Source organism: Streptomyces sp. NPDC006551, from assembly GCF_040611675.1.
Lineage (GTDB): Bacteria > Actinomycetota > Actinomycetes > Streptomycetales > Streptomycetaceae > Streptomyces.
This window is the reverse complement of sequence record NZ_JBEXOT010000027.1, coordinates 59,704-70,249: the sequence shown is the minus strand read 5'-3', so window position 1 is coordinate 70,249 and position 10,546 is coordinate 59,704. Positions and strand designations below refer to the sequence as shown.

Genomic DNA, 10,546 nt, shown 5'->3' with positions numbered 1-10,546 from the left:
GGCAGAGCCGACAACGAACCACCCACCACCACCTGGGGGACACGTGACCACACTCCGCCTCATCGACCCGAACGGCTACACCGTCCCCGGCAGCGTCATCACCGCCTCCGACGGCGCCATCGACGAGACCCGCGCCTACCTCACCGGCACCCTCGCCGCCCAGCACGCCGCCGACTGGGCCGACTTCGGCTACGACCCCCGGAACTACACGATCCAGGACAGCTAGCCCCCAGACCGGCTCCCCACCCCCCGGGGGAGCCGACCGCCCTCCCCTCCAACTCCCCCTCCAGAAGGGGAGGGCAACCTCGGGCAGGCACCCGGACACGCGGCCCGCACGGCCCCCCTTCCGTGCACCGACCCGCTTCCGACGAGTGCCGCCCAACCCCCGGCCGGACGCCCCAACACCCCCTTCCCGGGGCGTCCGGCCCCACCACCCAACACGTCTGGAGGCACCGCCATGTCCGACACCCTGCTCCGCGCCCTCGACCTCATTCAGCCCGGCGACCTCGTCCAGTACCACGGCAGCAAGACCAAGCACCACGGCCTCCTCCTTGCCGAGCCGTGCGACTGCCCCCACTGTCGCTACGCCGACCTCCAGGGCAGCAACGACTCCCGCTACCGGCTCTACGACCCCTTCTCCGATCTGCCGGGCCTGTGCGTTCTGCGCTGCGTCCGCCGCCTGTCCATCACCCGCTCCACCGCCAACGCCTGACCGCCAGGAGACCACCGCCCATGCCCGAGCCCCAGACCTCCCCGAACGGCTGCCGCATTTGCGGCCTCGGGCCGCGGAGCCACGCCCGGCAGTGGAAGCCCCCGGCCAGCTGGCACCCCTACGAGCCGCCCACCGAGTCACTGATCAAGCTGCGCATGCTCGCCCGCCGACAGGCCCGGCTGAACGCAGGCCCCCCGATCCACCACGCCGCCACCGCATGGGCGCCCGACCCTGGCGGGGAGAGCGCAGAACCGTACTGCGCCGACTGCGGCTCGACCGCATGCCCGCGCTGGAACCGGATTCACGACCGGCTTCACCTTCAGCGCCAGGGCCTTCGCCGCTGGCCTCGCCGATCCACGCCGACCGGCCCGTGGGGCGGCGACCAGCCCTGGCCGTTCTGACCCACCACACCGCGAAGGAGCGGCACATGCCTGGCACCGTCCCCCTGCTCCCCCCGACCACCGGCAGTGCCGTCTCTCTCGACATCCAGGCCCTCACCGTCGGCCCCCGGTTCCTTCGCACCCGGGGGATGTCCCGCTGGCACCGGCCCCGCTCCGGTAGCCGACATGGCGGCCGGGACTGCTACACCGCCTGGTGCGGCTACAGCATCGGCTCCAGCGACCGCGCGCCCGTCCTCACCGCCGAAGGAGTCCCCGCCGGGGAGCTGGTGTGCGCGACGTGTGAGGGCCGGGCGATCGGCGCCGGCCAGGAGGAACAGCCCCCGGGCGGCCGGCGCCTGGTGTTCGGGCCGCGGGAACTCCAGCTGCCGAAGAACTGCCCCGGCTCCCGGCGCGCGCTCCTCGCACCCCTCCCGGGCGGGACCACGGCCCGCTGCCTCCTGTGCGGCGACACCCACCCGGTCCGGGCGATGGGCGGCCCGTACAACCCGCGCATCGCGCTCATCCAGCACCCGCCCGGCGAGCGCCTGGTCGAGCCGTGCCCGTTCCACCGCTGGCGCCAACCCACCCTCACCGACGGGGCCGTGTCCTGCACGTGCGGCCGCCCCATGCCAACCCCCGCCGCCTGACCCAGGAGACCCACATGCCCGAGTACCACGACGACAGCCTCGACCTCCTCCACATCGACCCGAACCCCGACGACACCACGACCTGGTGCCACTGGACCGACTGCGAATTCGACGCCGACGAACCGCACGACCACCCCACCGCCTGACCCCCCAATCCGCCTCCACAGGAGCCCGCCGTGAAGATCGCAGGACCCGCCGCCCTCACCGCCTACATCGCCACCATCCCCGCCGCGAACCTTGCCGTCACCCACTTCGGAGCCGTCCCTGCCGGCTTCGGCCAGGCCGCCCCTGCGGGCGTGTACCTGGTCGGCCTGGCGCTGGTCCTGCGGGACCTGGCCCGCGAAGCTCTCGGCCGTGGCCCCGTCCTCGCCGCGATCATCGTCGGCACGGTGCTGTCGTTCTGGCTCGCCGACCCGGAGTTCGCCCTCGCCTCCGCCGCCGCGTTCGCAGTCGCCGAGACTCTCGACTTCGCCGTTTACGAACCGCTCCGCCAGCGCGGTCTGCTCACCGCCATGCTCGCCTCGAACGCGGTCGGACTCCTCGCCGACAGCCTGATCTTCCTCAAGCTCGCCTTCGGAAACTTCGACTACCTGCCCGGGCAGATCCTCGGCAAGACGTGGATGACCCTCGCGGCCGTCGCCGTCATCACCCTCATCCAGAAGCTCCAGGCCCGGACGGCGGTTGCCTAGCCATGAAGTTCATGCTCGGTACCCACATGGCGAACTGGCTTTGGGACGACGACCCGCGCCTCGATGGCGTGACGCTGTTCATTTCCCGCAACCGGCTCGCCAAGCGCGTCAGCCCCTTCCCGGCTGCGCGCCGCGACTGGGCTCTCGACTCGGGTGGGTTCACCGAGCTGAAGGACCACGGAGGCTGGCGCCTTACCCCAGAGCAGTACTCCGAGGAGGTTCGCCGCTACCGCGACCAGCTGGGCCGGCTCCTGTGGGCCGCGCCGCAGGACTGGATGTGCGAACCGTGGGTGATTTTCGGCGGCACCCATAACGGTCAGCACTTCGCCGGAACCCAAGAAGCCCGCGGCATCAACGCTGGCGAACCCGACGACCTCTCCACCGCCGTCCGCGTTCACCAGCAGCTCACCGTCCAGAACTACCTCGAGCTCTGCCGTGTCGCCCCCGACCTGCCATGGATACCCGTCCTGCAGGGCTGGACCCTCGCCGACTACCAGCGCTGCGCCGACCTGTACGAGGAAGCCGGCGTCGACCTTGCCGCGGCACCAGTCGTAGGACTCGGATCCGTCTGCCGCAGGCAGGCCACCCAGGAGATAGCCCGCATCGTCGACCACTTCTACGCCCGTGGCCTGAGCCTGCACGGCTTCGGCGTCAAGACCGATGGCCTGGGCGATTACGGCGACCAGCTCGTGTCCGCCGACTCGATGGCCTGGTCCGTCGGCGGCAGGCGCAATCCGAAGCTCTCCGGCTGTACCCACCGGGGGAAGAACTGCGCCAACTGCGCGACCTACGCCCTCCGCTGGCACCAGCGGATCGTGAACGCCCCACCCGCCTGGCGACAACACGGTCTTTTTGCCGCCTGACCGCCTCGTAGTACCTGCCGGCCCGCCCCACCCGAACCCACGAAGGAGCACCACATGGCCGACCAGCCCGCCAGCAAAGTCACCATCACCCTCGACACCGCAAGCAGCGACCGCCAGTTCCCCGTCTACCAGCTGAGCATCAACGCCGTGAACGACGAGGACCGCGGCCACGGCTACCGGCTCATGGGCCCGAAGTACATCGGCCGGTCCCGGAACCTGCGGACCGTGGAGCTCACGCAGCGGGACGCCGACGAGATCCGTGCCGTGCTGGACGAGGTGTTCCCGCCGCCGCCCGCCGCCTGAGCACGCAGCAGCCCGCCCCGCAGGCAGCGCGGGGCGGGCACCCTCCGACACTACCCAGAAGGGCCACACCATGACCGACCCCGACGTCCGCCAGGTCCTCGTTCACCCCGCCGTCTGGCCCCACCTCGAACTGTGGCTCGCCACTCGCGGCCTGGTCCTCGGGCGCGTGCCCGTCGAGGACGACCTGCCCACCTACGCCATGGTCCTGGCCGCACCCGGCGACGCCGAGAAGGTACTCCCCGCCGGGGTTCGGGACGCCGCCCGCCAGGCCGCCGAACAACCCGCCGCCGAGCCGCTCCGAGTTTGTTCCTGCGGGGACGCTGCGCCGCACACCTTCTGCACCCCCGCCGCCGGGGAGCAGGACGCCGGGCAGCCGGCCGAAGCCGAGTTCACCGAGGCGCGCGCCGCGTTCATACAGATCGGCCAGACGCCCGCCCTTCAGGGCCTGCGCGTCGAGCTGCACATCGAGGGCTACCCGCCGCTGGTCGGCAACTACGCCGGCGCCGGGATGCGGCGCATCGACGACGGGGTCATGGCGATCGAGCCCACGCTGCTCTTCGCCTACGAGGACACCAGCCAGGCCGACGAGGCGGCCACCCCGTGACTGCCGTCCTCGACTTTCTCGCGGCGGCCGCCACGGTCGCCGCCTGGTCCCTCCACCGCACCCACGAGAAACGCAGGAGCGCCCGATGACCGACCCCACGCCCGCCGACAGCTGCCGCCCCATCGAGGTTGATGGCGAGACCGTCCTTGTCCGAGGTAGCGGCGACTGGACCGACGAGGACCAGCGCCACTTGGCGGAGATCGTGCGCGCCGCCAAGCGCCGGTACGAGACGGAACACCCCGCCGAGCCCGCCCGCCGGCACACCGTCGACACCGCGCAGCTGCTCAACCTCGCCGACAGGGCCGAACGCGGACCGCTCACCGACGCCGAAGCCGCACGACTCCGCAACGGGATCGCCAAGCTGCACACCCGCATCGACGAGTACCGCGATTCCCGCCGCCGCTGGATGGATGCCGCCTACGCCGACCGGCGCTGCGCCCTGGAGCAGCAACAGCGCGCCGAGCAGGCCGAGGCCAAGGTCGAACGCGTCCGCGCCCTCCACAGAAATGACGCAGGGCTGTGCGCCGAGTGCACTGGCAGCCACGGCGAGCCATCCCCCTGCGCCACCATCCGAGCCCTCGACGAGCAGCAAGAGCGGCAGCCCGGGGAACCCGCCCGCGCGCGATGCCGCTGCGGCCATGCCCGCGACCTCCACAACGACACCGACTGCGCCGGCTGCACGGGCGAGGGCCGGATCCTCGCCCCGCACGCCTTCATCGCCGGCCCCTGACCCCGCGCACAGCCATGGGGGCGCGCCCAGTCCGCCAAGACCAGCGGGCGCGCTCGCACACAAGACGACCCAAGGAGAAGGACATGACCGACATCAGCACCGACCGTGAACCCGAGCCCGACACGTCATCCGCGACGCTCCTCGCCGACCTTGCGCAGATCCACACCCGTACCGTCGCCTCCCCGCTGCCGCAGCACCCGGGCCACTTCGGCTGGCAGATGATGGCCGGCTCCCTGGCCGCCGGGTTCTCCGTCGCGCTCTACGAGTTGGCCAAGGTGGATCCGGAGCAGGCGGAGCGCGTGGCGGCCTGGTACCACGGCCCATTCGGCGTCGGCGACGGCCCGAACCCGCTGGCGTACTCCGCGTGGGCTGAGAAGCACATCGCGGGGAGCCCGGAAAAGTTTCAGGAGTGGGTGGACGAGGCCTGGGAGCAGGCGGCCGCGGCGAATGCGGCGGTCGAGCCGGACGGTGGCCAGTGACCATGCGGACACCCCCGGGCCTGCCACTGGAATGTGGCGGGCCCGCCCACCATCCGGCCCGCGCCTATCCCCGCCGGAACCTCACTGACCCGCGCACCTACATCACAGGCCGACAGCGGCAGATCCTCGCCCTCGCCGCGAACGGCAACACCAACCGCGCCACAGGACGCGCGCTGGGGATCTCGGAGGAGTCAGTGAAGTCGCATATGCAGCTGATCCTCCGGAAGCTTCGTGTCCACGACCGGACGCAGGCGGTCGCCGTTGCCCTCGCGATGGGTGTGCTGGACCTGGAGGACATCTCGGTTCCCGAGGGTGCCAACCGCGGTTACCGCGACGCTGTGTAGCCGAGTTCGGGTGCTTGTCTCGCCGTCCTCGGGCCCGAGACCCGTACCCGCAAGTAGAACCCGCGCTTTCGTAACCCGCCGTCACATCACCGTGGAAGGACATTTTATGACGACGCCAGCCCTTGAGGCCCGGCTGCGCCTTGCCCAGCAGCACGTCCATACCGCAGACGCTGAGCGCGCCGAGACTGCGGCCCAGCTCCTTGAGGCGCGGGCCATGGTGGAGCGCGCGAATGCCCACGCGGCGCGTACATATGCCGAGGCGGTGCACGCTCGGGCCGCGGTTGAGGCTGTGCGGCGCCTGTGCCAGGTGACCATCGATAGCTCTGTTCGTGTCCAGGCTATCGAGCAGGCCCGGGACACCCTGGCCGTGGTCGAGCGGTGCATGGACGACTCGGCAAGCCCAGGGGACGCGGCGTGGGGGTCGGTGTGGCTGCACGGGAACTGGCAGTACCTCACGAGCAAGATGACGACCCCGGAGAGGGAGCACGCTGCGGACGCGGTCGCGCGTTGGTCGGCCGAACTTGCCGCGCTCGACGGCGACCAGGAGCGTGGCGAGCCGGAGGGGCTGCGCTGGTGGCGGGAGGCGGGCCGGTGACGGGCGCGGGACGCTCGGCGGCCGCGCGGGCCGCTGAGTTACGTGCCGGGGCCCGCAGGGGCCTGTGGCGGCGTCTCCTGGCCGTGCTCGGCTTCGGGAATCCCTCCCGCTCAAAGGAGGCTGACCGCTGGGACATCGGCGCCGCAGCCGAGCAGGAGACGGGCCGGATACTCGCCGGACTCGAGGCGGCCGGCTGGCACATCAGGCACGATCTGGCGCTCCCCGGCTCGCGGGCGAACCTCGACCACGTCCTGGTGTCGCCGTGCGGGACCGCAGTGGTGGTGCTGGATACGAAGCGGTGGCATCGCGGCCGTACCACGGCCCTGGTGCGGGGGCGGGTGCACTGCGGACGGGAGGACCGGCATCGGCAGGTTGAGGCGGTTGCCTCGTACGCGCGGCGTACCGCTGGCGTGCTCGGCCTGCCTGCGGGCGCGGTGTGGCCGCTCCTCGTCGTTCACGGTTCCCCGATCGTGGGTGGTCGGCTGGAGGCCCGGGCGCCGGGCTGGGACGGGGTGGTGCACGTGCTTGGGCCCGAGTGGCTGGTGCCGACCCTGGCGGCCGCGCCCCGGCGGCGGGATCCGCGGCGCGCGGCCGCGCTGGCCGCACGTGTCGATGAGGTGCTGCGGCCGTACTGAGGGCGTGGTGAAAGTCGCGCGTAACAAGTCAGGGCTGGCGCCCCATAACTAAGGCAGAGAAGGCGGCACGTCTGGCCGTCCTCACAGATGAATGCAGGAGCGGTAGTGGCCCGGCGTTGGTTGCGTCGGGCCTTGTCGTGTGTGGGTGGTGGCTGGGCATGGCCACTCACCTACCCAATTAACCCTTGACGACATCAAGGGTTACGGTCAGAATATCTATAGACGACGTCAAGGGAACGAGGTAGCTTAGTGAGCAACAAGGACATCCGCCAGCTCATCAAGAAGCTGGAAGCCCAGGGGTTCGACGTGAACCCCACCAAGAACGGCCACTACCGGGTGTCGAAGAACGGAACCAGCGTCACCACCCTGCCGGGCACGCCCTCGGACCACCGCAGTATGAAGAACTGCATGGCCCACCTGAAGCGAGCCGGGTTCAAGCCCTAACCGAAAAGGTCCGCCCGGGAGGCACCCCGGGCGGACCGCAACACCCCGTCCCAGACGACGATCAAAGGAAGAGGAGCTGACCACAATGTCCCAGGCGTGGAGTGTCTGCGTCGAGCTGGATGCCCGCGACGTCGCCGACGACACCATCGACGACCTGCATGAGCGCCTGATCGACGCATCCCCGGCCGTCGGTAACGCTCCGAACGGCAACCTGTCCGTACGGGTCTTCGTCGACACCGCAACCGCCCGGCAGGCCATCGACACCGCCCTCAAGACAGTCACCGCCGCCGCCCGCACCCAGGGCATCAGCGCTCCCGTCGTAGGCGTCGAGGTCCTCACCGAAGCTGAGCTGGACCGCCGCAACGCCGAGCCGTTGATCCCTGAACTTGCAGGTATCGGCGAGATCGCCGAGATGTTCAGCGTCAGCCGTCAGCGCGCCACCCAGCTCTCCCAGCGCGCCGACTTCCCCCCGGCCGTCGCACATCTGAAATCCGGTCCGGTCTTTGTCCGGGAGCAGGTGGAAGCGTTTGGGAGGCGCTGGGACCGTAAGGGGGGCCGGCCGCCGAAGCCGGTCGACTTGAGCCCCGGTGAGCGGGACCTCCTGGCGGCCTTGCGCGTGGCACGGAACTCCCTGGTCCACGGTGACAAGCGCCCGCCGGAGACGATCCTGTCGGCGATGGGTGAGGCCGGTGCAGCCCTCGCTAAGGAGATCAGGAAGCTGGACGTGCCGGACCTTGCGACGGGAGTCGTGCTGCTCGCCTACGAAACGGAGAGGGGTGGCATGGCCTCGGCCTTGCAGAAGCTGCGCCGCGAGCGCCTCATCGCAGTCCTGGAAGAGGGGCAGCAGGAGGGCGATGCGGTGGCTGTGTCCGTGGAGCTCACCGCCAAGGGGGAGCGGATCGCCGCAGCCCACTAACCTCATGCTCTGGCGTCGTCCAAGCGGCCCGCCACCCGCTATCTGGGGTGGCGGGCCGCTTTCGCGCGTGCGGAGGAGTCAGTCCCAGTTGGGGTCTGCGATCCCCCAGCCGCTGTCACCTTGAATCGCGCCCCAGTTGTTGTCGTGCATGCTCATCCCCTCCCTGCCCGCCGGGCGGCTCTGCGTCCGGTCGGGTGACCGTATCGCGTGGCGGCGGGTCTCACTACGCCCCGCTATTCGAACAGGCGTAGTATTTCAGCCGTGGCTGATACCCCCTTCCCCAGTGACCTGCTGACCGCCCAGCTCGCCCTTCACCAGGCCCGCGCCGAGTACGCCGCGTTCTGCCGAACGCTGCCGTGGTCGGTAGAGCCGACGCCCGGCTGGCCCGGTGAGGTCCACCCGCACACCGGCGTCGTCACCGGCGGCCGTGAGGACAGCCCCGGGTACACCGACGAGCAGAAGGCAGAGTACGAGCGCCTCTCCCGCCTGGTCCGGGACCTGTCGATCCAGGTGTCCACCCACCCGCACTGGGAGAACCTCACGGGCGAGGCCCTGGTCACGGCCCGCATGGTCCTGAAGCACCACCCGGACGCCGTGCCGGCCGGTGTCGCGGCCGCGTAGCCGAGGGCGGCAGAACGTCATGGAGATGTCGATACCGGAGCGGCTCGAGAAGCAGCGCGCGGTGCTCCAGTGGCTCGAATACCAGGCGGCCCAGACCAAGCGGACGATCCGCGAGCTCGAGGCCCAGGAGAGGGAAGAGAAGCGGCGCCGGGAGGTCGCCCGCGCCGAGATGATGTGGAAGGTGTTGCCTTCCCGCGCGGCCGAGGGTCAGCCGATGCTGCACCGCGGCGGGTGTCACGTCGACCCACGGCAGACGGGCCTGCTGTCACGCGACGAGGTCGTCGTTGCCTTCCAGGAGTTCCCCGCCCTGGAGCTGTGCGAGATCTGCGCTCCGTGGGGCAGCTTGGGTATCGACAAGCCGGCGCCGAGACGGCTGCCGGGCGGCGACACCCCCTAGCCGCGTGCGGGAGGCTACTCGGACGGCAGCCGCCGTGCGAGGTCGGCCGCGAGTTGTCCGGCGGCCTGGCCCCGGGGCGTGAGGTCGAGCGTCTCCAGGAGTCGCATGTAGCCGATCGCGGCCCGGGCCTCGGTCGCGGTGAGCACGGGGATCAGGGGCTCGGTCGGGTAGTCGCCGGTCACCGGCTGCGCAGTCTCCACACCGGATCAAACGGCGGTTGCCCCGGTAGGACACGACCGTCCGCTCAGGCGGATTTCCGGCGGCGGGCGGTGGTCTTCTTGGCGGCCGTCTTCTTCGCTGGCGTCTTCTCGGGCGCAGTCTTCTTGGCCGCGGTCTTCTTCTTCGGCTTCGGCATCTCGTGGACGGTCCCGGCCTGCCCGGTCTCGCCGCGGGACTCCTTGGCCTTCGCCACGGACTCCTGCAGGGCGGCCATCAGGTCGACGACCTTCCCGGCCGGCGCGGCTTCTTCCCCCATCGGCTTGGGCTGGCGGTGTTCGGCCTTCGCGTCGATGACTTCGACGAGAGCGTCCCGGTAGTGGTCGACGAGCTCCAGGTCGGCCAGGTGCTCCGTGCTCATGGTGTCCATGAGCGCGAGGGCGCCTTCGATCTCTTCCTCGGTGAGGGGCGTCTCGTCGGGGCGGAGCTCGTCCGGGGAGCGGATCTCGTCGTCCCAGTGCATCGAGTTCAGCAGCAGGGCGTCGTCCTTGATGCGGAGCATGCCCAGGCGCTCGCGGCCGCGGAGGGCGAACTTGGCGATGGCGACCTTGTCCGTCCGCTCGAGCGCCTTACGCAGGAGGACGTACGGCTTGGCCGCGACCTGACCGTCGGCGGTCAGGTAGTAGTTGCCTTCGCCGAGACGGATCGGGTCGATGCTCGTGCGGTCGACGAAGGCGACGATGTCGATGGCTTTCGCGGTCGGCAGCGGCATCTCGGCGAGCTCGTCATCCGTGATGGGGATGACCTGGTCCTTGGAGACTTCGTAGCCCTTGCCGATCTCGTCCTGCCGCAGCTCTTTGCCGTCGATGTCGCACACCTTGCGGTAGCGGATCCGGCCGCCGTCCTTGATGTGGATCTGGTTGAAGCTGATCCCGTGGGACTCGGTCGCAGGCTCGAGCTTCACGGGGATCGTGACCAGGCCGAACGTCACGGCCCCGCTCCAGATCGGACGACCGGGCATCGATACCTCC

The 10,546-nt window shown here is 70.4% G+C and carries 19 protein-coding genes; 17 read left to right on the top strand and 2 right to left on the bottom strand.

All coding sequences use genetic code 11. The features are described 5' to 3' along the window. Window positions 1–43 precede the first annotated feature (43 nt). From ABZY12_RS22960 to ABZY12_RS22880, 17 genes are all read left to right on the top strand, one after another. Window positions 44–226, top strand: a complete 183-nt coding sequence (locus ABZY12_RS22960) for a hypothetical protein (protein WP_356893184.1) — start codon at window positions 44–46, stop codon at window positions 224–226. 231 nt (window positions 227–457) lie between these two features. Continuing rightward, the gene (locus tag ABZY12_RS22955) at window positions 458–712 is read left to right on the top strand and encodes a hypothetical protein (RefSeq protein ID WP_356893182.1); all 255 of its coding nucleotides are present in this window, start codon (window positions 458–460) and stop codon (window positions 710–712) included. A gap of 427 nt (window positions 713–1,139) precedes the next feature. After that, window positions 1,140–1,739 (top strand): hypothetical protein, encoded by a 600-nt coding sequence (locus ABZY12_RS22950; RefSeq protein WP_356893180.1) that lies wholly within the window; start codon window positions 1,140–1,142, stop codon window positions 1,737–1,739. 14 nt (window positions 1,740–1,753) lie between these two features. Further along, the gene (locus ABZY12_RS22945; protein ID WP_356893178.1) at window positions 1,754–1,885 is read left to right on the top strand and encodes a hypothetical protein; all 132 of its coding nucleotides are present in this window, start codon (window positions 1,754–1,756) and stop codon (window positions 1,883–1,885) included. A 30-nt stretch (window positions 1,886–1,915) separates the two neighbouring features. Then, window positions 1,916–2,428 (top strand): VUT family protein, encoded by a 513-nt coding sequence (locus ABZY12_RS22940; RefSeq protein ID WP_356893176.1) that lies wholly within the window; start codon window positions 1,916–1,918, stop codon window positions 2,426–2,428. A gap of 2 nt (window positions 2,429–2,430) precedes the next feature. Further along, window positions 2,431–3,291 carry a hypothetical protein gene (locus ABZY12_RS22935; protein WP_356893174.1) on the top strand — a complete coding sequence of 287 codons (861 nt, stop codon included), beginning with the start codon at window positions 2,431–2,433 and terminating at the stop codon, window positions 3,289–3,291. 54 nt (window positions 3,292–3,345) lie between these two features. Continuing rightward, entirely contained in the window at window positions 3,346–3,594 is a 249-nt protein-coding gene (locus ABZY12_RS22930) for a hypothetical protein (protein WP_356893172.1), read from the top strand. A gap of 70 nt (window positions 3,595–3,664) precedes the next feature. Next, window positions 3,665–4,198: a hypothetical protein gene (locus ABZY12_RS22925; RefSeq protein WP_356893170.1), complete on the top strand. Its 534-nt coding sequence runs from the start codon at window positions 3,665–3,667 to the stop codon at window positions 4,196–4,198. 85 nt (window positions 4,199–4,283) lie between these two features. Next, window positions 4,284–4,928: a hypothetical protein gene (locus ABZY12_RS22920; RefSeq protein WP_356893168.1), complete on the top strand. Its 645-nt coding sequence runs from the start codon at window positions 4,284–4,286 to the stop codon at window positions 4,926–4,928. 83 nt (window positions 4,929–5,011) lie between these two features. Beyond that, window positions 5,012–5,407, top strand: a complete 396-nt coding sequence (locus ABZY12_RS22915; RefSeq protein ID WP_356893166.1) for a hypothetical protein — start codon at window positions 5,012–5,014, stop codon at window positions 5,405–5,407. Between the two features lie 2 nt (window positions 5,408–5,409). Continuing rightward, complete coding sequence (locus tag ABZY12_RS22910; protein WP_356893164.1) at window positions 5,410–5,751, top strand: helix-turn-helix transcriptional regulator; 342 nt, start codon at window positions 5,410–5,412, stop codon at window positions 5,749–5,751. Between the two features lie 106 nt (window positions 5,752–5,857). Next, entirely contained in the window at window positions 5,858–6,346 is a 489-nt protein-coding gene (locus ABZY12_RS22905) for a hypothetical protein (protein ID WP_356893162.1), read from the top strand. Then, complete coding sequence (locus ABZY12_RS22900) at window positions 6,343–6,981, top strand: nuclease-related domain-containing protein (protein WP_356893160.1); 639 nt, start codon at window positions 6,343–6,345, stop codon at window positions 6,979–6,981. The genes ABZY12_RS22905 and ABZY12_RS22900 overlap by 4 nt, the downstream gene beginning before the upstream one ends. A gap of 249 nt (window positions 6,982–7,230) precedes the next feature. After that, on the top strand, window positions 7,231–7,425 hold the full coding sequence (locus ABZY12_RS22895; RefSeq protein ID WP_356893158.1) for a hypothetical protein: 195 nt from the start codon (window positions 7,231–7,233) through the stop codon (window positions 7,423–7,425). A gap of 85 nt (window positions 7,426–7,510) precedes the next feature. Further along, window positions 7,511–8,341, top strand: coding sequence for a hypothetical protein (locus ABZY12_RS22890; RefSeq protein WP_356893156.1), 831 nt, complete (start codon window positions 7,511–7,513; stop codon window positions 8,339–8,341). Window positions 8,342–8,602: 261 nt separating this feature from the next. After that, on the top strand, window positions 8,603–8,962 hold the full coding sequence (locus ABZY12_RS22885) for a hypothetical protein (RefSeq protein ID WP_356893154.1): 360 nt from the start codon (window positions 8,603–8,605) through the stop codon (window positions 8,960–8,962). 19 nt (window positions 8,963–8,981) lie between these two features. Further along, window positions 8,982–9,359 (top strand): DUF6233 domain-containing protein, encoded by a 378-nt coding sequence (locus ABZY12_RS22880; protein WP_356893152.1) that lies wholly within the window; start codon window positions 8,982–8,984, stop codon window positions 9,357–9,359. 14 nt (window positions 9,360–9,373) lie between these two features. Here the strand turns inward: ABZY12_RS22880 and ABZY12_RS22875 are convergent, their stop codons facing one another. Both ABZY12_RS22875 and ABZY12_RS22870 read right to left on the bottom strand, forming a co-directional pair. After that, window positions 9,374–9,559, bottom strand: coding sequence for a hypothetical protein (locus tag ABZY12_RS22875; protein ID WP_356893150.1), 186 nt, complete (start codon window positions 9,557–9,559; stop codon window positions 9,374–9,376). 44 nt (window positions 9,560–9,603) lie between these two features. Then, window positions 9,604–10,536 carry a Ku protein gene (locus ABZY12_RS22870; RefSeq protein ID WP_356893148.1) on the bottom strand — a complete coding sequence of 311 codons (933 nt, stop codon included), beginning with the start codon at window positions 10,534–10,536 and terminating at the stop codon, window positions 9,604–9,606. Window positions 10,537–10,546 lie beyond the last annotated feature (10 nt).